The sequence below is a fragment of the Streptococcus sp. KHUD_018 genome, from assembly GCF_054861215.1.
Genome location: NZ_CM142176.1, coordinates 1,756,498 through 1,778,269, shown reverse-complemented (window position 1 = coordinate 1,778,269; position 21,772 = coordinate 1,756,498). Strand labels below are relative to the sequence as shown.

General features: G+C 43.7%; 20 protein-coding genes. 13 read left to right on the top strand and 7 right to left on the bottom strand.

Translation table 11 applies throughout. From position 1 onward, the window contains the following. Positions 1–136: 136 nt before the first annotated feature. Genes ACVBD2_RS08980 through ACVBD2_RS08960 form a run of 5 tightly spaced genes read right to left on the bottom strand, consistent with a single transcriptional unit; the run spans position 137 to position 2,305 of the window. Complete coding sequence (locus ACVBD2_RS08980) at positions 137–613, bottom strand: glutathione peroxidase (RefSeq protein ID WP_461685644.1); 477 nt, start codon at positions 611–613, stop codon at positions 137–139. Then, complete coding sequence (locus tag ACVBD2_RS08975; RefSeq protein WP_461685643.1) at positions 610–1,188, bottom strand: DUF3278 domain-containing protein; 579 nt, start codon at positions 1,186–1,188, stop codon at positions 610–612. The genes ACVBD2_RS08980 and ACVBD2_RS08975 overlap by 4 nt, the downstream gene beginning before the upstream one ends. A gap of 12 nt (positions 1,189–1,200) precedes the next feature. Then, positions 1,201–1,542, bottom strand: a complete 342-nt coding sequence (locus ACVBD2_RS08970; protein WP_461685642.1) for a hypothetical protein — start codon at positions 1,540–1,542, stop codon at positions 1,201–1,203. A gap of 10 nt (positions 1,543–1,552) precedes the next feature. Beyond that, positions 1,553–2,095, bottom strand: coding sequence for a DUF3278 domain-containing protein (locus tag ACVBD2_RS08965; RefSeq protein ID WP_461685641.1), 543 nt, complete (start codon positions 2,093–2,095; stop codon positions 1,553–1,555). Between the two features lie 15 nt (positions 2,096–2,110). Continuing rightward, positions 2,111–2,305, bottom strand: a complete 195-nt coding sequence (locus ACVBD2_RS08960; protein ID WP_001082470.1) for a helix-turn-helix transcriptional regulator — start codon at positions 2,303–2,305, stop codon at positions 2,111–2,113. 161 nt (positions 2,306–2,466) lie between these two features. On the opposite strand from ACVBD2_RS08960, the gene rsmH reads away from it, so the two are divergent. Genes rsmH through mraY form a run of 4 tightly spaced genes read left to right on the top strand, consistent with a single transcriptional unit; the run spans position 2,467 to position 6,986 of the window. Further along, on the top strand, positions 2,467–3,417 hold the full coding sequence (gene rsmH / locus ACVBD2_RS08955) for a 16S rRNA (cytosine(1402)-N(4))-methyltransferase RsmH (protein WP_084932803.1): 951 nt from the start codon (positions 2,467–2,469) through the stop codon (positions 3,415–3,417). Between the two features lie 10 nt (positions 3,418–3,427). Next, on the top strand, positions 3,428–3,745 hold the full coding sequence (gene ftsL, locus ACVBD2_RS08950) for a cell division protein FtsL (protein WP_000840795.1): 318 nt from the start codon (positions 3,428–3,430) through the stop codon (positions 3,743–3,745). Positions 3,746–3,748: 3 nt separating this feature from the next. After that, positions 3,749–6,004, top strand: coding sequence for a penicillin-binding protein PBP2X (gene pbp2x, locus ACVBD2_RS08945; protein WP_461685640.1), 2,256 nt, complete (start codon positions 3,749–3,751; stop codon positions 6,002–6,004). A 1-nt stretch (position 6,005) separates the two neighbouring features. Then, on the top strand, positions 6,006–6,986 hold the full coding sequence (gene mraY, locus ACVBD2_RS08940; protein ID WP_084881297.1) for a phospho-N-acetylmuramoyl-pentapeptide-transferase: 981 nt from the start codon (positions 6,006–6,008) through the stop codon (positions 6,984–6,986). Between the two features lie 69 nt (positions 6,987–7,055). Here mraY and ACVBD2_RS08935 read toward each other — a convergent pair whose 3' ends face one another. Both ACVBD2_RS08935 and treR read right to left on the bottom strand, forming a co-directional pair. Further along, entirely contained in the window at positions 7,056–12,179 is a 5,124-nt protein-coding gene (locus tag ACVBD2_RS08935) for an SIALI-17 repeat-containing surface protein (protein WP_461685639.1), read from the bottom strand. 253 nt (positions 12,180–12,432) lie between these two features. Next, positions 12,433–13,146, bottom strand: a complete 714-nt coding sequence (gene treR / locus ACVBD2_RS08930) for a trehalose operon repressor (RefSeq protein WP_461685638.1) — start codon at positions 13,144–13,146, stop codon at positions 12,433–12,435. A gap of 184 nt (positions 13,147–13,330) precedes the next feature. On the opposite strand from treR, the gene treP reads away from it, so the two are divergent. The 9 genes from treP (at position 13,331) to ACVBD2_RS08885 (ending at position 21,759) form a co-directional block, all read left to right on the top strand. After that, on the top strand, positions 13,331–15,298 hold the full coding sequence (treP, locus tag ACVBD2_RS08925; protein ID WP_461685637.1) for a PTS system trehalose-specific EIIBC component: 1,968 nt from the start codon (positions 13,331–13,333) through the stop codon (positions 15,296–15,298). Between the two features lie 63 nt (positions 15,299–15,361). Then, on the top strand, positions 15,362–16,987 hold the full coding sequence (gene treC / locus ACVBD2_RS08920; RefSeq protein ID WP_461685636.1) for an alpha,alpha-phosphotrehalase: 1,626 nt from the start codon (positions 15,362–15,364) through the stop codon (positions 16,985–16,987). A 144-nt stretch (positions 16,988–17,131) separates the two neighbouring features. Further along, complete coding sequence (locus tag ACVBD2_RS08915; protein ID WP_461685635.1) at positions 17,132–17,377, top strand: YneF family protein; 246 nt, start codon at positions 17,132–17,134, stop codon at positions 17,375–17,377. A 205-nt stretch (positions 17,378–17,582) separates the two neighbouring features. Next, entirely contained in the window at positions 17,583–18,377 is a 795-nt protein-coding gene (racE, locus tag ACVBD2_RS08910) for a glutamate racemase (RefSeq protein ID WP_000370379.1), read from the top strand. Next, positions 18,335–19,345, top strand: coding sequence for a nucleoside-triphosphate diphosphatase (locus ACVBD2_RS08905; RefSeq protein WP_398575038.1), 1,011 nt, complete (start codon positions 18,335–18,337; stop codon positions 19,343–19,345). The genes racE and ACVBD2_RS08905 overlap by 43 nt, the downstream gene beginning before the upstream one ends. Then, positions 19,321–19,842: a metallophosphoesterase gene (locus tag ACVBD2_RS08900; protein WP_001118939.1), complete on the top strand. Its 522-nt coding sequence runs from the start codon at positions 19,321–19,323 to the stop codon at positions 19,840–19,842. The genes ACVBD2_RS08905 and ACVBD2_RS08900 overlap by 25 nt, the downstream gene beginning before the upstream one ends. Then, positions 19,839–20,300: a cyclic-di-AMP-binding protein CbpB gene (gene cbpB / locus ACVBD2_RS08895; protein ID WP_000560696.1), complete on the top strand. Its 462-nt coding sequence runs from the start codon at positions 19,839–19,841 to the stop codon at positions 20,298–20,300. The genes ACVBD2_RS08900 and cbpB overlap by 4 nt, the downstream gene beginning before the upstream one ends. Beyond that, positions 20,297–21,031, top strand: a complete 735-nt coding sequence (gene xerD, locus ACVBD2_RS08890; RefSeq protein WP_461685634.1) for a site-specific tyrosine recombinase XerD — start codon at positions 20,297–20,299, stop codon at positions 21,029–21,031. The genes cbpB and xerD overlap by 4 nt, the downstream gene beginning before the upstream one ends. Further along, a complete protein-coding gene (locus tag ACVBD2_RS08885) occupies positions 21,031–21,759 on the top strand; it encodes a segregation/condensation protein A (RefSeq protein WP_000351890.1) in 729 nt (242 codons plus the stop codon). Before xerD ends, ACVBD2_RS08885 begins: the two co-directional genes overlap by 1 nt. The last annotated feature ends 13 nt before the right edge of the window (positions 21,760–21,772 follow it).

Genomic DNA, 21,772 nt, shown 5'->3' with positions numbered 1-21,772 from the left:
ACTAAATTAATGAAAGAATTGCAAGAGCAAAAAGCAAAAAAATAAATATAAATTAAAGAAAATCAGTTACTTTTTAAAGAAAAAACGCCTCCTTTCAGGGTTCAAACTAAATGAAAGGATACGTTTTAAAAAGAAATTAGAGTATATTTTGGAGAGACTCTTGGATGGTTTGGGGGTCTGTTTTGGAAGAGAAGCGCTCAAGGACTTGCCCATCTCGACCAATGAGAAACTTAGCAAAATTCCATTCGATTCGTTTTCCTAGCGGGCCAGATTTCTGCTCTTTTAGCCAAACATAAAGAGGATCTGCCTCCTTGCCGTTGACCTTGATCTTGGCAAAGCGAGGAAAAGTGGTCTGGTAGTGTAGACTGCAGAAGCTATTGATTTCCTCTGCGCTGCCGGGTGCTTGTCCCATAAACTGATTGCAAGGGAAATCTAGGATTTCAAAGCCCTGATCTTGATAGCGTTCATAGAGTTCTTGAAGTCCCTGGTACTGGGGCGTTAAACCACATCCAGTAGCAGTGTTGACAATCAAGAGAACCTTGCCACGATAGCTCTCCAGGGGAGTTGCTTGATTATTTTGATTCAAAACAGAAAAATCATATATACTGGTCATTTTTCTATATTCTCCTTATGCCTTCCTGATTCAGAGTGTTTCATCTCGTGTTCCGATAAAAAGGCATAGGTCATGCTTCCAAAGATGGCACCAATTCCCAAACCCAAGACTAGTAAAGGGAGCATTTTATCGAAATGGAAGAGGTCATCCCAAAAGGTATCGAGTGGAAGATGCTGAACAAAGAGTTTGTGAAAGGCTGATAAGACAAACAAGCTAATTGGAATGCTGATGAATACACCCCAACTACGAAGGTTGATTTGGCTTTTGCTGTAGCTTTTGTGATGGATTTCGGACTGGTCATCCTTGTCTAAATGTAAGTCGCGAACTGCTAGTCTCGCCCTAGATGAGAGGACGAAGATAAGTCCAAAATAGAGGTAGGGCATGGCATCTCGAACCAACTCTATGAAGTGTCCAAATAGGAGATAGAACAAGAAGAGTAGGAGGGAGGAGTAAACGATTTGGATCAAGGCACGGGCACAAGCCTTGTAAATCATCTCTTGACGGCATTCATCAAAAGGCCCTTGTATGTGAAAGAATAGTTTGAGTAAGCGAGTGGTGAATTCTTCTTTTTTCATGGGAGTAACCTTCTAAATGAGCGATTTTTGATTGACTTCTTTAAAGAGTTGATAGAGAGTATAGAAGTAAACCAAACTAAAAATGATACAGATTATTAGAAATACCAGGTATCTCCAATCCATAGGATTTGTTAAAAGTTGTGGAAAGGATACGAGGATAAAACAGAGAGATGCGTTTAGAAGACGTATTTTTTTTGATTGGATTTTCTGGAATCTCTGTCCCTTGTTCAATACAGGAAGGAATAAAAGAAAGATAATCAAGAAAGGATGCTCAATATGTCCAGAAAGTAGGAAAAAGGTAACAAAGATACTGATAAAAACATTACTGATCAGTAGTCTAGCTAGTGATTTCATAAGACACCTCCTAGTCGTCTTCTTGGTCTTTCTTGGCCTTTTGAATGCGAAGAGAGACAACAATTTGCATCATCAGTCCAAAAAAGAACGCTCCCAGTATAGTTTTTAAAATATGTTTTGAATTCAGAAGAGAACTGATGAAATTTGGATTTTCACTGGTTAGGGTATCGATGAGTGGCATTATAAAAAATATCGCTATGCCGTAGATCAGACCGGCTTTTAGACCCGGAAAATGTAGCTGTTTACTTTCTTTTTGACTCAGCATTTCGGGATCAATAGCTGTGATGCCCGTTTTCTTGGTTTGAGAGACCACATAGAGGGCAGCCATCATCGAAATGCCAAACACCACGAGAGGATAACCGATAGCGACAATTTGCGGGTATTTATAAGCAAGGACAAAGGGGATGAGGTTGCCAAATATCATGAGATAAAAGAGAACGATAAAGACCTGATTCCCGATACGATCGGCCTCGCGCCGTTTGTGTTCGTCAAGGGGACCAGAAATACCGTATATGCGTTTGATGAGTTTTTCAGTGAGAGTTTCTTTTTTCATTTGTTTGCTCCTTTTTTAAAAATCGTCTTCCCAAAAGAGGCTATTGAGGTCAGTTTGGAGGCTGCGGGCGAGGTTGAGACAGAGTTCTAGGGTTGGATTGTACTTGTCATTTTCAATCATGTTGATGGTCTGTCTCGAGACACCGATATCTTTGGCGAGCTCGAGCTGGGAAATGCCCAGTTCCTTGCGGAATTCTTTCACACGATTCATAGGGTCTCCTTTCTGATATGTCGTATATATTTGACTATATTATATTCTTTTGGGTTGGGATGTCAAGTATATATGACATATTTTTGAGAATTTTTTTCGAAGAAACTTAGCCTTGTCTGACAAGTGCAAGCTGGTCAGATTTGTGGTAAAATAGATAAGATATGACAAAAGAATTTCATCATGTAACGGTCTTGCTTCATGAAACGATTGATATGCTTGACGTAAAACCTGACGGTATCTACGTTGATGCGACTTTGGGTGGAGCAGGCCATAGCGAATATTTATTAAGTAAATTGAGCGAAAAAGGGCATCTCTATGCTTTTGACCAGGACCAGAATGCCATTGACAATGCGCACAAACGGTTGGCACCCTATATCGAAAAGGGGATGGTAACCTTTATCAAGGACAACTTCCGTCATTTGCAGGCACGATTGCAGGAGGCTGGTGTCCAGGAAATTGATGGAATTTGTTATGACTTAGGGGTGTCCAGTCCTCAGCTGGATCAGCGTGAGCGTGGCTTTTCTTATAAAAAGGATGCGCCACTGGATATGCGGATGAATCAGGAAGCTAGTCTGACGGCCTATGAGGTGGTCAATCATTATGACTATCATGACTTGGTTCGGATCTTTTTCAAGTATGGTGAGGATAAGTTTTCTAAACAGATTGCTCGTAAGATTGAGCAAGCGCGTGAGGTGAAACCAATTGAGACGACGACGGAGTTGGCAGAGATTATCAAGTCGGCCAAGCCTGCCAAGGAGCTCAAGAAAAAGGGACACCCTGCCAAGCAGATTTTTCAGGCTATCCGAATCGAAGTCAATGATGAGCTGGGCGCTGCAGATGAATCCATCCAGCAGGCTATGGACATGCTGGCTCTGGATGGGAGAATCTCGGTCATTACCTTCCATTCGCTGGAAGACCGCTTGACCAAGCAATTATTCAAAGAAGCTTCAACAGTGGAAGTTCCCAAAGGCTTGCCCTTCATTCCAGATGACCTTAAGCCTAAGATGGAATTGGTATCCCGCAAGCCAATCTTGCCAAGTGCCGAAGAGCTAGAAGCCAACAATCGTTCGCATTCAGCCAAGTTGCGCGTGGCTAGAAAAATTCACAAGTAAGAGGAAAAACATGGCAGAAAGAATCGAAAAAACAAGCCAGTTATTGCAAACGAAATTTAAAGGTTTTTCACGTGTGGAAAAGGCCTTCTATGTTTCGATTGCTGCAACAATGATTATCCTGGCAATTAGCGTTGTGTTTATGCAAACCAAGCTATTACAAGTTCAGAATGAATTGACCAAGGTCAATGCTCAAATCGAAGAAAAGAAAACTGAGCTAGACGATGCCAAGCAAGAGGTCAATGAATTGATTCGTTCAGAACGTTTGAAAGAGATTGCAAACTCCAAGGATTTGCAGCTGAATAACGAAAATATCCGAGCAGCGGAGTAAGAAATGAAACATTGGAAAGAAAAAATCATCCGTTATGCCGTTCGTAATCGTAAATCTCCAGAAGAAAATCGTCGAAGAGTAGGAAAAAGCCTGAGTTTATTGGCTGTCATACTCTTCGCTGTCTTTTTGGTCAACTTTGCGGTCATTATCGGAACGGGTAAAAAATTTGGTAAGGACTTGGTTCAAGAAGCAAACAAGGTCCATCAAACAACCAAGACGATTCCTGCAAAACGAGGAACCATCTACGATCGTAATGGAACGCCTATTGCTGAGGATGCGACTTCGTATAATATCTATGCCGTTATTGACAAGACCTACAAGTCAGCAACAGGCAAAATTCTCTATGTAGAGGATTCTCAATTTAATAAGGTGGCTGAGATTTTCCATAAATACCTAGATATGGAAGAGTCTTATGTCAAAGAACAGCTTTCTCAACCAGATCTAAAACAGGTATCCTTTGGTACCAAGGGAAATGGGATCACCTATGCCAATATGATGGCTATTAAAAATGACCTCAAAACTGCTGGCGTTGAGGGAGTTGACTTCACAACTAGCCCTAACCGTAGTTATCCCAATGGACAGTTTGCTTCTTCCTTTATCGGTTTAGCGCAACTCCATGAAAATGAGGATGGGACCAAACGTTTGATTGGGACATCTGGATTGGAGAGTTCTTTAAATAACATTCTGGCGGGTACAGATGGGATTATCACCTATGAGAAGGATCGTCTGGGAAATATTGTTCCGGGTACGGAGCAGGCTTCCCAACACATGGTAGACGGAAAGGATGTTTACACAACCCTTTCTAGTCCTTTGCAATCCTTTATGGAAACCCAGATGGATGCCTTCCAGGAAAAGGTAAAAGGCAAGTATATGACGGCTACCTTGGTCAGCGCTAAAACAGGGGAAATCCTCGCTACGACCCAACGTCCGACCTTCAATGCCGATACCAAGGATGGCATCACAAAAGACTTTGTCTGGCGAGATATTCTTTATCAAAGTAACTATGAACCAGGATCAGCCATGAAGGTTATGACGTTAGCTTCTTCTATTGATAATAATACCTTCCCAAGTGGAGAATACTTTAACAGTAGTGAATTGAAAATAGCTGACGCGACCATTCGAGATTGGGATGTTAATGATGGTTTGACTACTGGTGGGATGATGACTTTCTCACAAGGTTTCGCTCACTCCAGTAATGTTGGAATGAGTCTACTTGAACAAAAAATGGGAGATGCTACTTGGTTGGATTATCTAAACCGCTTTAAGTTTGGAGTGCCGACGCGTTTTGGTCTGACTGATGAGTACACAGGTCAATTGCCTGCAGATAATATTGTCAATATTGCCATGAGTGCATTTGGTCAGGGGATTTCTGTAACGCAGACCCAGATGCTACGTGCCTTTACAGCCATCGCCAATGATGGGGTTATGTTGGAGCCTAAATTTATCAGCGCCCTCTATGACCCGAATGACCAGTCTGTTCGTAAGTCTCAAAAGGAAATCGTCGGAAATCCTGTATCAAAAGCGGCAGCTTCCTCTACTCGGGATCACATGGTCATGGTCGGAACAGATCCTGTCTATGGTACCATGTACAACCACAGTACAGGAAAGCCAAATGTCAATGTTCCGGGGCAAAATGTCGCTCTGAAATCCGGGACTGCTCAGATTGCTGATGAGAAGAATGGGGGTTACCTGACAGGTGAAACCAACTATATCTTCTCTGTTGTGTCGATGCATCCTGCAGAAAATCCTGACTTTATCCTCTATGTAACGGTGCAACAGCCAGAGCATTATTCGGGTGTTCAGCTTGGGGAGTTTGCCAACCCAATCCTTGAGCGAGCTTCTGCCATGAAAGAATCCCTCAATCTTCAGTCAACTGCCAAGAGCTTGGATCAGGTCAGCAAGACGACAAGCTATGCTATGCCAGCTACCAAGGACTTTACCCCAGGTGACCTCGCAGAGGAATTGCGTCGTAACCTTGTCCAACCAATCGTTATCGGAACAGGAACCAAGATCAAGGAACTCTCGGTTTCTGAAGGAGATAATTTGGAAGCCAATCAGCAAATCTTGATCCTGTCAGATAAGGTCGAAGAAATGCCTGATATGTATGGCTGGACAGATGAAAATGTGCAAACATTTGCTAAATGGCTGAATATAGAAGTCGAGTGGGAAGGTAGTGGCAAAACGGTCAAGAAACAAAGTGTCCGTGCCAATACAGCCCTCAAAGACATTAAAAAAATGAAAGTAACTTTAGGAGATTAAGATGATTAGTTCCATTAGTGCTGGAATTCTAGCCTTTCTATTGACCTTGATTGGCATTCCAGCCTTTATCCGATTTTATCGAAAAGCACAGATTACGGGTCAGCAGATGCACGAGGATGTCAAACAACACCAAGCTAAAGCTGGGACTCCAACCATGGGAGGTCTTGTCTTCCTTATCGTTGCAGTAGTTGTGAGCTTTCTTATTGCTCTCTTTACCCAACAATTGACCAACAATGTAGGCATGATTTTGTTTATCTTGGTGTTGTATGGTTTGGTAGGTTTTCTGGATGATTTCCTCAAGGTCTTTCGTAAGATCAACGAAGGCTTGAATCCTAAGCAAAAGCTTGCTCTCCAGCTCCTTGGAGGAGTGATTTTCTACCTCTTTTATGAGCGTGGTGGCGATATGCTTTCAGTTTTTGGCTACCAAGTTCATTTGGGTTTTTTCTATATTTTCTTTGCCCTTTTCTGGCTAGTTGGTTTTTCCAATGCGGTGAATCTGACTGACGGGATTGATGGCTTAGCGAGTATTTCCGTGGTGATTAGCTTATCGGCCTACGGTGTGATTGCTTATATGCAAAATCAATTGGATATTCTTCTTGTGATTCTTGCCATGATTGGTGGTTTGCTAGGTTTCTTCGTCTTTAACCACAAACCTGCCAAGGTCTTCATGGGAGATGTAGGAAGTTTGGCTCTTGGTGGGATGCTAGCAGCAATCTCTATGGCCCTCCACCAAGAATGGACCCTTTTGTTGATTGGGATTATCTATGTCTTTGAGACAAGCTCTGTTATGATGCAGGTTACCTACTTCAAAATTAGTGGTGGAAAGCGTATTTTCCGTATGACACCTGTGCATCACCATTTCGAGCTTGGAGGATTCTCAGGCAAGGGCAATCCTTGGAGCGAGTGGAAGGTTGACTTCTTCTTTTGGGGAGTTGGGCTTCTAGCAAGTCTCTTGACCTTAGCCTTTTTATACCTACTGTAAAACTAACTTTTGATGACAAAATAAAACAGGATGAAGGTGATCTTCATCCTGTTTTTGTGTGTTTAAAGGTTAGTTGGAGTCATCCTTTCTCCCTTTTAACATAAAAGTGGCTGTAAGGGCTAGGCTGAGTCCTGCTAAGAAGAGGAGTGGGTTGGACGCTTCTCCTGTCGCTGGAAGTTCTTCTTTAGGAGAATGATTTCCAGTTTTCGCAGGGATCGGACTAGCTGAAAGTTGTTCAGCCTCGTGTGCCAAGGTTTCTGTATCTGAAGCACTTGGCTTTTCATCTGTACTAGGGGTTGTTCCAGCAGCTTGATAGACGACAGCATAGGTACTGAAATGACTAGTGATGAATTCTGCCTTTCCTTCTCGAACATCGAAATCAAGGGCTTGCAACTCCTTGGTCGGAGTAATATAATAGACCTTTTCTACACTAGCTGAAATAGGCAAGCGAACCAAGACAGAGCCTTTTGGCTGCAAGCTATGATCGGTTGGATTTTTCAGTTGTAGGTCGTAAGCATCATAGGTCTTGCCAAAGAGTTCCTGAGCTAGGACACGTCGGCTAGAGATATGAGAAATTCCTTCTAAGTCAGTGACTCCACCAATAATTTCCACTCCAGTTTCCTTATCTTTTAAGACTCGAACTGGATAATCAGGAAGGGTAAGGGTTGGAGCAGCCTGATCCCCGCTAGTTCCGATAGGTTTAGTGTATTCAGGTTTTTCAACAGTAGGAGTTTCCTCTTGACCTGCTGTTCCGATAGGTTTGGTGTATTCAGGTTTTTCAACAGTAGGTGCTTCCTCTTGACCTGCTGTTCCGATAGGTTCGGTGTATTCAGGCTTTTCTACAGTAGGAGACTCTTCTTGCCCCGCCGTTCCGATAGGTTCGGTGTATTCAGGCTTTTCTACAGTGGGTGGCACTTCTTGCCCTGCAGTCCCGATAGGTTTAGTGTATTCAGGAATTTCAACAGTAGGAGCTGGTTCCTCTCCCTTGCTTGTAGTTGGTTGCTTCTCATCAACTTTCTTTTCATCCTTTTTAGTAAAGACGGCTACGATAGGGCTGCTTGTGGTATTTCCTTGAATGGTATAAGCTTCAATGGCATTTCCAGCTTTGCGATTGGTTTCGTCAGGGATTGGGATTTGAACTTGATTGTCTTGGATTGATAGGATAGTCTGATCCCCACTGGTAACCAGATGCGTTTCATCCACCTTACGCAAAACTAGAGGATCTTTGACTCCTGGGAAGGTCACTGCGATGGCTTCCCAATCTCCAGCTGGTAGGCTTAAGGAAATGGTTTTGTCATTTTCCTTAAGAGGCGCAATGCTCGGGCTATCTATACCAACAGCAGGGGCTTTGATGATATCAAAGGAGTCTAGAGAGATTTTCTTGCGACCTTCTGGCGAATCTGGGTCAACTTGTAGTGTCAGGGTGTGCGGACCGTCAGTAAGGTTTGTAAATTCACCAATAAAAGCTCTCTTTTCAGTTGCACCTGAAGTGTAGAAGTCTAGACTTGGCATTTCTTTGCCATCTAGTGTAACACGTGCTCGTCCAAGAGCGAGGCTCTTCAAGCCAAAGATACGAATACCTGTCCCTGTAAAGGAAATAGTTGCCTGAGCTTCTGAAGATGCACTAGAGTCGCTGTTGTTAATATCAGCGTATTTTTCCGTACCTCCGTAGAGTTCAGGGTCAGACCAGTCCTTAAACTGGGAACCATACTGGATACGCGAATCACGATCATCCATTTTTTCAATCGTATTGCCTGTTCCTGCTAGGATCTTGAAGTAGTCTAATGAAATTTTCGAGCGCTCACTACCACGTCCTTTGTGCTCACGTTTAACACGAAGAGTCAATGTGTGAGGTCCGTCAGATAATCCTGTGAAGCGACCGATGAGACTACCTTTTTCAGTTGCTCCAGCAGTATGAAAGTCAAGCTCCCCGACCTCTTTGCCATCAATTTTAGCAGTGGCAAGACCTAATTCAGACGATTTCAGTCCATAGATTTCGATACCAACACCAGTGAAAGGAATGGTGGCAGTGAGGTCTTCGTCTGTGTAATCTCCTTTTGAAAGGTCAGCAAATTTCTCTGTTCCTCCAAATAATTCTGCGTCTGCCCAATTTCCAAAGGCAGCTCCGTACTGGATACGGCTATCTCGGTCGTCCATCAACTCGCTATAGGTTTCGACAGTGGCCTGTTCAGAAACTTGTGTGGCAAGCTCGCCCAGCATAGCCTTGACAGTATAGGTGTAGGCATGTTGAGGATTGAGTGACCGGTCAATAAAGTGGGTTTGATTAGTTACAAATTCTCTGGTCGCAGAGGTTTGGCCAGTTTCGTCTTTCACTTGTCTTTGGATGACATAGTGGGTAGCGCCTTCTACTTGGTTAAAGGTGAGTTCGGCAGTGACTCCATTTTGTCGAACTGCTGTTAGACTGGTTACACGACCAGGGAAGTGTTCAAAGGTAATGACGTCACCTTTTTGTGTTGCAAGCTGGATACGATTATCTTTAAGGATCGTTGCCTTGACTGGTTTGCCATTGACCTTGATTTGGCTGGCTTCGATATTTGGATAATCTACAACCAAATCTCCACCGACATTTGAAAGGAAGGACAAGCTTTGCAGATTTTTATCTTTCCACTTCATGCTGACTTCAAAGTTTCCTCGAGCAACCAAGCCAGAAACCTGACCGTCTTTCCAAGCATCAGGAAGGGCTGGCAATGGTGCAATATAGCCAGTATGAGATTGGAGGAGCATTTCTGCCATCCCACTGGTTGCCCCAAAGTTTCCGTCGATTTGGAAAGGCGCGTGGGTATCCCAAAGATTTTCTAGGGTTGAATACTTGAGCTGTTCAGCGAGCAAGCGATGGGCACGGTTACCGTCCAGCAGACGAGCCCAGAGATTGATTTTATTGGCCTTAGACCAACCAGTACCACCATCTCCACGGTGGTTCAAGGTAGCACGCGCAGCCTCTAGGTATTCAACTTGGTCCTTGCTAAAGAGCGTACCTGGGAAGAGACCAACTAGATGGGAAACGTGACGGTGGTGATTTTCAATCCCTTCATTAGTGAATTGGGGACTGTCCTCCTCGTACCATTCCTTGATGCGTCCTTCTTTATTGATGTGGAGGGGTTTGAGTTTGTCAAATTTAGCCTTAACCTCTGTAACTAAGTCTTGGTCGACATTCAGATGTCTAGCGACTTCCATGTAGTCGTGGAATAGCTGCCAGACTAGCGATTGGTCAAAGGTATTTCCGATGGTGATGGTCCCGTGTTCTGGTGAGTAGGATGGAGAAGACACCCAACGGTCACTGGCCTGATCATAGTGCAAGAAGGAGTTCCAGAACTTAGCGGTCTCCTTGAGCATTGGGTAAATCTTTTCTTTGAGATAGGTCTCATCCTTGGTGAATTTATAGTAGTCATAGACGTTCTGCATCATCCAAGCATTGGCTGCTGGAGACCAACCCCAATAGTAATTCCAACCAGGAGTAGTCCAGCCAAATGGTGTTGCCTGGGTGTGGACCAGCCAACCATTTTCTTGTCCATCTTTGGATTCGATACCAGCGTATTCCTTGGCGGCGATACGACCATAGTAGCGCATGTCGTCAATGTAATTAATCATTGGCTTGGCTGTTTCAGCAAGGTTGCTCATGTAGGCTGGCCAATAGTTCATTTGCAAATTGACATTGAGGTGGTAGTCAGCGTTCCAAGGTGGATTGTCTACGGCATTCCAGACTCCTTGGAGGTTGGCAGGAAGGGCATCTGTCCGATCACGAGACGAACTGATGAGTAGATATCGGCCGTATTGGAAGAAGAGTTCTTCCAGTTTTTGCCCTTTTTCTGGGTTATAGCCTTGAAGGGCCTCTTTAGTCGTTTGAGCAGTCTTGTTTCCGCCTAGGTTTAGTTTAACGCGGTTAAAGAGACTTTGATAGTCCTTGATATGGGCCTTTTTAAGTGTCTCGTAGTCTTTGGCCTTAGCAGCTTCTACAATCCCTTTAACTGTTTTTTCGAGGTCAATGTCTTTTCGATAGTTGGTTTTAGGATTTTGAGCAAAGTTTGTTTTGGCGCTGAGGTAGAGGGTTGCATAACTTGCGCCTGTAACGGTTAGTGTCTCATTCTGAACAGTAACTGTTCCATCCGTTTTAATTCCTAGATAGGATGCAAATTTGAGGCCGTTATCTTTAACAGTTCCCTTTAGAAGGATTCCGTTTGCATCTGTAGTGACATGACCGTTCTTATAGTTGGAATATTCCCAAGAGTAGTTCCCATTAGCAAGCAAGTCTTCTGTCAAACTGTTCCAAAGGGTAAAGTCAAGTGTCTTATTTCCTTTTTTGGTCAAGTGGGTCACGGTGACATCATCAGGATAGCTGGAGAAGGTTTCGCGTTTGAATGTCGTCCCATCCTGGGTGTAAGAAGTGGTCGTAGTAGCTTCTGTGATATCCAAACCACGGTGATAATCTGTTACTGTATCCAAACCCTTTTTCTGGTTATTGAAGACCATGAAGATATCACCAAAGGCTAGGTAACGTCCATACTGGGCGTTGTTTGGGCCAACTAGATTTTGTTCAGCGAGCTGTTTTGCTTTTTGGCGGTCTCCATCTTCGAGAGCTTTACGAATCTCCGCCAAGACCTTGTAGCGATCCTTGTAGTTTCCACCGTTATAGTCGCTACTATCGGGTTGGGGACCTCCTGACCAGAGAGTCTTTTCGTTGTACTGAATTCTTTCTTCACCAATTAGACCAAAGACCTTGGCTCCCATTTCTCCGTTTCCGACTGGGAGAGCTTGTTTTTCCCATCCATCATAGGAAGGGGGTGTTGGTTGATCGTAGTTGAGTTGATAGTTTTCTTGCTTTGTCACAGGCTGATCTGCTTTTTCAGGTTCCTTATTTTCTTTAGCTTCTACAATGGCTTCTTCACTAGCTTGACTATTTGTCTTCTGAGTCTCCTCAGCTGGCTTGCTTTCGGAAACTACTGGACTTTCTTCTAGAGACGGATTTGTAGTTTCAGTAACTTCATCTGCTTTGGGTTCACTATCAGGCTTAGTGATAGCTTCGACAGAGCTTGGTTCAGTTTGCTTGACCTCAACACTGTCTGCAGCTACAGTGTGGTTGACTAGAAAAACAGCTCCCAGCAAAACAGAAGCAGTCCCAACCGTCAGCTTGCGGATGCTATAGCGACAGGATTTCTCCCAAAAGTGTTTTTTCATAAAACCCTCCTTTGTTTATCCGAAACCGCTTACATTTCATAAAGCAGTTTCGTTTAATTTGTTTCTATTTATCTCCTCACCTCCCATTCTAATGGTCGCTTAGCATTTGTCAAGAGGTTTTTGGTGAAAAACATATTTGATATTGCTTTTTCTTAAAATAGTAGAATAAGTAGCAAGCAGTCCCTCTTTTCCAACTATCAACTCCTTTATTTACTACTAAAAAACAGTTGAGATTATTCCCAACTGTAAGTGTTTATTTCGGATGTCTTTTGGCAAAGTCAACAAAGTGGAATTTTTCTAGTTTATGGCGACTTTCGGTGAACTGAAACTGGCGCCCGTCTTGGAGATAGACTTTTGACTTGATTGATACGATATAAGGGTCTTTGCCAATGTCCATGAGAATCTTGTCTCGGTCACTCGTGTGGTCAATGGTGATTTCTTTCTGAGCATAATCAATAAGAAGTTTGAGGTCGTCCTCAATATACGAGTAGATAGACTGCTCAGCGATTTGGCGAGTGAGATTTGGAATCAGTTCCATATCCAGATAGTCCGTATCTAGAACCGATACCAAATCATCCACCACACGCTGGCGGACCACCTTCCACACCATCCGAAACTCTGGAAAGCCGGTTATCAGTGAGGACTTTTTATCGATAATGATCTTGTCAAGACTGACGACATTGGTTTTAGAGCGTAGTCCAAGTTCTTGAACCAGTTCTTGGTAGCTGGTTAGGTTGGAGACAGGGAAATTGACCGTTTCTTCTTTGACGACTTGAGAACCTTGCCCCCTTATCTTTTTGATTAATCCTTCCTCTTGGAGGAGGGATAGAGCTTTTCGGACGGTGTCACGGCTCACCTGATACTGATTCATGAGTTCGTGCTCACTGGGGAGGAAATCTCCGATAGCGTAGGTCTCGTTTTGAATGGTTTTTTGGATTTGCTTAAATAGTTGTTGGTATTTTTTCATTTTGCTTCCTTAAATGGGTTTTTAGTCTAGTTTAATGGATACCTGTATCTATTTTACCATACAAGTGCTAGAAAATATCCAAAAATATCCTCTTTTTACAACAAACAAGTTGCCTACAAGTTTGGTATCGTTTACAATAGAGCTATCAAGTCAAGCTTGCTTTGACAAGTATAAGGAGAATCAAATGGGAAAATTTGAACAAGAAGCCAAGGATCTGCTTCAGGCAATCGGAGGTAAGGAGAATGTCACTGCTGTCACCCACTGTGCGACACGGATGCGCTTTGTTCTCGGAGACGAAAAGAAGGCCAATGTCAAGGTCATCGAGTCGATTCCAGCCGTCAAAGGGACCTTTACCAATGCGGGTCAATTTCAGGTGATTATTGGGAATGATGTGCCGATTTTTTATAATGATTTTACAGCTGTTTCAGGCATTGAGGGTGTTTCCAAAGAAGCAGCTAAATCTGCAGCTAAGAGCAATCAAAATGTACTTCAACGTATTATGACCACTCTAGCAGAAATCTTTACACCGATTATTCCAGCCCTGATTGTCGGAGGCTTGATCCTCGGTTTCCGTAATGTCTTAGAAGGTGTTCATTGGTCTATGTTGGATGGCAAGACCATCACAGAATCCTCTCAGTTTTGGGCAGGGGTTAATCACTTCCTCTGGTTGCCTGGTGAAGCGATCTTCCAGTTCTTACCAGTAGGGATTACCTGGTCTGTTTCTCGTAAGATGGGAACCAGCCAAATCTTGGGGATTGTTCTCGGGATCTGTTTGGTTTCACCTCAGTTGCTCAACGCCTATGCAGTTGCCTCAACACCTGCGGCTGATATCGCTACAAACTGGGTTTGGAATTTTGGTTACTTTACGGTTAATCGTATCGGTTACCAAGCCCAAGTTATCCCAGCCTTGCTTGCAGGTTTGAGCTTGTCTTATCTTGAAATTTTCTGGCGCAAGCATATCCCAGAAGTCATTTCCATGATTTTTGTGCCTTTCTTGTCATTGATTCCAGCTTTGATTTTGGCTCACACTGTTTTGGGACCAATCGGTTGGACAATTGGGCAAGGACTTTCAGCAGTTGTCTTGGCAGGATTAACTGGTCCAGTTAAATGGCTCTTCGGTGCGATTTTTGGTGCCCTTTATGCTCCATTTGTCATCACAGGTCTTCACCATATGACCAATGCCATCGACACGCAATTGATTGCGGATGCTGGCGGAACTGCCCTCTGGCCAATGATTGCTCTTTCTAATATTGCTCAAGGTTCTGCCGTATTTGCCTATTATTTCATGCATCGTCATGATGAGCGTGAGGCTCAGATTTCACTTCCTGCAACCATTTCAGCCTATCTCGGTGTTACAGAACCAGCTCTCTTTGGTGTCAATGTCAAATACATCTATCCATTTGTAGCTGGGATGATCGGTTCAGCCCTTGCCGGCATGTTATCCGTTACATTTAATGTAACTGCGGCTTCTATTGGTATAGGTGGTTTGCCAGGTATCCTCTCTATTCAACCTCAATACATGCTACCATTTGCAGGAACCATGCTAGTCGCTATTGTTGTACCAATGCTCTTGACTTTCTTCTTCCGTAAGGCAGGCTTCTTTACAAAAACTGAGGACGATACAGCCTTGCAAGCAGAATTCGTTGCCCAAGAAGAGGCAGAATTTGTCAGTCATGAACCAGTAACCCTTGCTCCAGTAGAAATTGTCAGCCCCCTTACTGGTCAAGTGAAAGAATTGAGTCAAGCGACGGATCCTGTTTTTGCATCAGGTGTCATGGGACAAGGCCTAGTCATTGAACCAAGCCAAGGTGAGTTGACTTCTCCAGTCAATGGGACAGTGACGGTTCTTTTTCCTACCAAGCATGCCATCGGTATTGTCTCTGATGAAGGGGTAGAATTGCTCATCCACATCGGTATGGATACAGTAGGGCTTGATGGCAAAGGTTTTGAAAGTCTTGTAGCCCAAGGAGACCACGTCACAGTTGGTCAGAAATTGATTCGTTTTGATATAGATGCTATTAAGGCTGCGGGTCTCGTGACAGAAACTCCAGTTATCATCACTAACCAAGATGCTTATACAGCGACCATCACTGGAACTTATCCAACAACTATCCAAGCTGGGGCAGCTCTCATGGTCGCTACACGAATCTAATTGAAATAACACAAACAGGGAAGGAACATCAGTTCCTCCCTTTTATCAGAAAAGGAGAAACAGATGACACTTGATAAAGGAAAAGTAGTCTATCAAATCTATCCAAAATCATACAAAGACACCACTGGAAATGGTATTGGTGATTTCCGTGGAATTATCGAAAAAATCCCCTATCTAGCCAAACTGGGCGTGGATATGGTCTGGCTCAATCCATTCTATCCAAGCCCCCAACGGGATAATGGTTACGATATTTCAGATTATATGGCAGTGGATCCTCTTTTTGGTGATATGGCTGATTTTGAAGAGATGGTGCGTGTCGGTAAGGAGTACAAGATTGACTTTATGTTAGATATGGTGCTCAATCATTGTTCAACAGAACACGAATGGTTTCAGAAAGCCCTAGCTGGCGACCAGTACTACCAAGACTTTTTCTTCATCCAAGACCAACCGACAGACTGGCAGTCTAAGTTTGGTGGCTCTGCCTGGGCACCTTTCGGGGATACGGGGAAATATTATCTCCACCTCTTTGATGAGACCCAGGCTGACCTTAATTGGCGCAATCCTAATGTCCGTAAGGAACTTTTCAAGGTTGTTAATTTTTGGCGTGATAAGGGAGTTAAAGGTTTCCGATTTGATGTGATCAATTTGATCGGCAAGGATGAGGTCTTAGTGGATTGTCCTGAAAATGAAGGAAAGCCAGCTTACACAGACAAGCCCATCGTTCATGACTATTTGCGCATGATGAACCAAGCCACTTTTGGATCAGACGATAGCTTTATGACAGTTGGGGAAATGTCCTCTACAACCATGGAAAACTGTGTCCTCTATTCTTCGCCTGAACGTCAGGAATTATCCATGACCTTTAATTTCCATCATCTCAAGGTGGACTACAAGGATGGGCAGAAGTGGACTTTAGCTCCCTTTGATTTCGAAGAGTTGAAAGGTCTTTACCATAGCTGGGGCAAGGAAATGAGTGACAAAAACGGCTGGAGTGCCCTCTTTTGGAACAATCACGACCAACCACGAGCCTTGAATCGTTTTGTCGATATTCAACATTTCCGCAATGAAGGGGCGACTATGCTGGCTGCCAGCATTCACCTGTCACGTGGGACACCTTATATCTACATGGGTGAGGAAATCGGAATGGTTGACCCAGATTATGATTCCATGGCTGACTATGTGGATGTCGAGTCCATCAATGCTTATCAGATGCTCTTAAAAGAAGGGAAAAGTGAGCAAGAAGCTTTCCAGATTATTCAGGCTAAGTCACGTGATAATTCACGCATTCCTATGCAGTGGGATGCTTCAGAAAATGCTGGTTTCACAAAAGGAACTCCTTGGCTGAAGGCAGGAAAATCCTATCCTCACATCAACGTAGAAAATGAAATCCAAGGTCCGATTTTCACCTTCTACCAAGACTTGATTCGGCTTCGTAAGGAAATGCCGATCATTTCAGAAGGAAGCTACAAACCAGCCTTTGAAGATAGTAAGCAAGTCTATGCCTTTGAACGTCAGTATGAGGATGAAAAGTTACTGGCCCTCAATAACTTTTATGCCACAGAAGTGGAAATCGACTTGCCAGTGGTCTACCAAAATGGACAGATTCTGATTTCAAACTATGAAGATGTAGAAGTATCAGAAAAAATTCTGCTCAAACCGTATCAAACACTGGCTATCTATGTAAAATAAACGCAGCAAGGAGCTCTCTTTCATCGAAATGAGGAGCTCCTTTTTTGTCGCCTATTGTCCTTTGTGAAAGCGTAAAACAAACTAGTCAGGAAAGTCACTTTATGGTATAATATAGAAGACTCAAAAAGAAACAGGAGAAAAAGAATGGATTTACTTTTAGCAATTGTCTTGATTGTGCTAGCTTTTCTAGGAGGAGCTCTTGGAGGGATGTACTTGGTTCGTAAGCAAATCGAAAAAGAATTTGCTGACAACCCACGTTTGAACGCTGAGGCAGTTCGTACTCTCTTGAGTGCAAATGGTCAAAAACCAAGCGAAGCCAAGGTACAACAAGTTTACCACCAAATCATCCGCCAACAAAAAGCAGCCCTTGCTAACAATAAAAAGAAATAAATAGGAAAAGTCTGGGATGAAAGTTCCAGACTTCTCACTATGTTCAATAGTTCTCAAGGATAAGACTTTTTCCTTGCATTCTATTGATATTTGATTATGATTAAGAGAGAGGCAGTTGCCATTCTATCAAGCTGTCTATCCGTTCATTTAGGACGAGTAATCATGATGAACTATCAATCAGAAAAAAGACTAGAAAGAAGACTGTATGGATAATCGACCAATTGGTTTTTTGGATTCGGGTGTCGGTGGCTTAACCGTTGTTCGTGAGCTCATGCGCCAGCTTCCCCATGAAGAAATCGTCTATATTGGAGATTCGGCACGGGCGCCCTATGGTCCCCGTCCTGCTGAGCAAATCCGTGAATATACTTGGCAGTTGGTCAACTTTCTCTTGACCAAGGATGTCAAAATGATTGTCATTGCTTGTAATACTGCGACTGCGGTCGTCTGGGAAGAAATCAAGGCCCAACTAGATATTCCTGTCCTAGGTGTGATTTTGCCAGGAGCTTCGGCAGCTATCAAGTCCAGTCAAGGTGGGAAAATCGGGGTCATTGGAACGCCCATGACGGTCCAATCAGACATCTATCGTCAAAAAATCCATGATTTGGATCCAGACTTACAGGTGGAAAGTTTGGCCTGTCCCAAGTTTGCCCCCTTGGTGGAGTCTGGTGCCCTGTCAACCAGTGTTACCAAGAAAGTGGTTTATGAAACCCTGCGTCCCTTGGTCGGCAAGGTGGATAGCCTGATTTTGGGCTGTACCCATTACCCACTCCTTCGCCCTATCATCCAAAATGTCATGGGACCAAAGGTTCAGCTCATCGATAGTGGGGCAGAGTGTGTACGGGATATCTCGGTTTTGCTGAACTATTTTGAAATCAACCGTAGCCGAGATGCGGGACCTCTTCAACATCGTTTTTACACAACAGCCAATAGCCAAAGTTTTGCCCAGATTGGAGCAGAATGGCTGGAAAAAGAGATTCATGTGGAGCATGTAACTTTATGACAAACAAAATTTACGAATACAAGGATGACCAGGACTGGTATGTCGGTGTCTGGGATGTCTATGGAGGCATCTATAGCCTTATCAAAGATCCTCTCGAGCTTGATTTTATGGATTTAGCACGGATTTTTCGTGATGAGGAAAATGGCTTTCCGATTACGATAACGGTGATGCGCTGGTCTTCTAACTTTCGCCTGCTCTCCTTTATCGTTGAGATTTTAAATGCCGAAGCAGGTCGCAATCTGGAAGTCATCCAACGTCAGGGAGCCCTGCTCTTGGTTGAAAATGGACAGCTTTTGCATGTCGAATTGCCTAAAGAAGGAGTCGATGTAGAAACCTTCTTTGAAACTAACAAGGTCAGAGAAACCTTATTGATTGCAACTCGTAACGAGGGCAAGACCAAGGAATTCCGAGCTATCTTTGACAAGTTAGGCTACGATGTGGAAAATCTCAATGACTATCCAGATCTGCCTGAAGTAGCTGAAACTGGCATGACCTTTGAAGAAAATGCTCGACTTAAAGCAGAAACTATTTCCCAATTAACAGGTAAGATGGTGCTAGCAGATGACTCAGGTCTCAAAGTCGATGTCCTCGGCGGTTTGCCAGGAGTCTGGTCAGCCCGTTTTGCAGGTGTGGGAGCTACTGACCGAGAAAACAATGCCAAACTCTTGCATGAATTGGCCATGGTCTTTGAACTCAAGGACCGCTCAGCTCAATTCCACACAACCCTAGTCGTAGCTAGTCCAAACAAGGAAAGCTTGGTGGTTGAAGCTGACTGGCCAGGTTATATCAACTTTGAACCCAAGGGTGAAAATGGCTTTGGTTATGATCCCCTCTTCCTTGTGGGAGAGACAGGTAAGTCAGCAGCTGAATTAACCCTTGAAGAAAAAAATAGCCAATCCCACCGTGCCTTAGCCGTTAAGAAACTTTTGGAGGTATTTCCATCATGGCAAAGCAAACCATCATTGTAATGAGTGACTCCCACGGAGATAGCTTGATTGTGGAAGAAATTCGTGATCGCTATCTGGGGAAAGTCGATGCCATTTTTCACGATGGTGACTCTGAACTCCGTCCAGACTCTCCGCTCTGGGAAGGCATCCATGTCGTCAAAGGCAACATGGACTTTTATGCTGGCTACCCAGAACGTTTGGTAACTCAACTTGGTCCCACTAAGATCATCCAGACGCATGGACACTTGTTTGACATCAATTTCAACTTTCAAAAGTTGGACTACTGGGCTCAGGAAGAAGATGCCGATATCTGTCTCTATGGTCACTTGCATGTACCAAATGCTTGGATGGAAGGAAAGACTCTTTTTCTAAATCCAGGCTCCATCAGCCAACCACGAGGAACTATTAGAGAATGCCTCTATGCCCGTGTGGAGATTGATGACAGCTATTTTAAAGTAGACTTTTTGACACGTGACCATGAGGTTTATCCAGGCTTGTCCAAGGAGTTTGCTCGATGATTGCCAAGGAATTTGAAGCATTTTTATTGGAGCAGGAAGAGACTTTTCTTACCCCTGCTGAGAATCTAGCAGCTTTGATTGATACCCACAATGCCGACCATGCAATTTTGGTGCTGAGTCAAATCACCTATACCCGTATCCCTGTTGTGACCTTTGACAAACGCTTTGTTGGAACCATTGGGCTGAGAGACATTTTGGCTTATCAAATGGAGCAAGGTTTGACGGATGAGCAGATGGCAACGACAGACATCGTCAATATGACCAAGACAGATGTGGCAGTCGTCGCTCCAGACTATAACATCACAGAGGTCCTCCATAAACTGGTGGATGAACCCTTCTTGCCAGTGGTAGATGATGAAGGGATTTTTCAAGGAATCATCACGCGCAAGTCCATCCTCAAGGCTGTCAATGCCCTTTTGCATGACTTTAGTAAGGAATATGAGATTCGATGCAAATGAGAGATAGGATTTCAGACTTTTTAGAGGGAAAGCAGGGTTTGTCTGCCAATTCCAAGCAGTCCTATAGATATGATTTGGAGCAATTTTTAGATATTGTAGGTGAGCGGATCTCTGAGACTAGTCTCAAGATTTACCAAGGCCAGCTAGCCAATCTAAAAATTAGCGCCCAGAAGCGAAAACTTTCGGCCTGCAACCAATTTCTCTACTTTCTCTATCGAAAAGGAGAAGTGGACAGTTTTTACCGTCTGGAATTAGCCAAACAAGCTGAAAAGAAGACTGAAAAGCCAGAGATTCTAGATCTAGACTCTTTTTGGCAGGAAAGTAATTATCCAGAAGGACGCTTGCTGGCGCTTCTTATCTTGGAAATAGGGCTCTTGCCAAGTGAGATTTTAGCCCTCAAGGTTGCAGATATCAATCTGGATTTTCAGGTGTTGCGAATTAACAAGGCTTCCCAACAGAGGATTGTAGCCATTCCTAGGACCTTGCTTTCAGAATTGGAACCCTTGATGGGGCAGACCTATCTCTTTGAAAGGGGAGGGAAAGCCTATTCTCGTCAGTGGGCCTTTCGTCAGCTGGAGTCCTTTGTCAAGGAGAAAGGTTTCCCAGAACTATCAGCCCAAGCCCTACGGGAACAGTTCATTCTAAGACAGATAGAAAACAAGGTCGATTTGTACGAAATTGCAAAAAAATTAGGATTAAAAACAGTCCTGACCTTAGAAAAATATAGATAATGGATATTAAATTAAAAGATTTTGAAGGGCCACTGGACTTACTCTTGCACTTGGTTTCTAAGTACCAGATGGATATCTACGATGTGCCCATTACGGAAGTCATCGAGCAGTATCTAGCCTATGTCTCAACTCTGCAGGCCATGCGTCTGGAAGTAACGGGCGAGTATATGGTTATGGCCAGTCAGCTCATGCTGATCAAGAGCCGCAAGCTCTTGCCAAAGGTAGCAGAAGTGACAGACTTAGAGGATGACCTGGAGCAGGACCTTCTCTCCCAAATCGAAGAATACCGCAAGTTCAAACTCCTGGGTGAGCACTTGGAGGCTAAGCACCAAGATCGGGCTCAGTACTACTCCAAAGCGCCAACAGAGTTGATTTACGAGGATGCAGAGCTTGTACATGACAAGACGACCATTGACCTCTTTTTGGCTTTTTCAAATATCCTAGCCAAGAAAAAAGAGGAGTTCGCACAGAATCACACGACCATCTTGCGGGATGAGTATAAGATTGAGGACATGATGGTCATTGTAAAAGAGTCCTTGACTGGACGAGACCAGTTGCGTTTGCAGGATTTGTTCAAGGAAGCCCAGAATGTTCAAGAGGTTATTACCCTCTTTTTGGCAACCCTAGAGTTAATCAAAACCCAGGAATTGACCCTCGTGCAAGAGGAGAGTTTCGGAGATATCTATCTCATGGAAAAGAAGGAAGAAAGTCAAGAGGCACAAAGCTAGACTTGATAGAGAG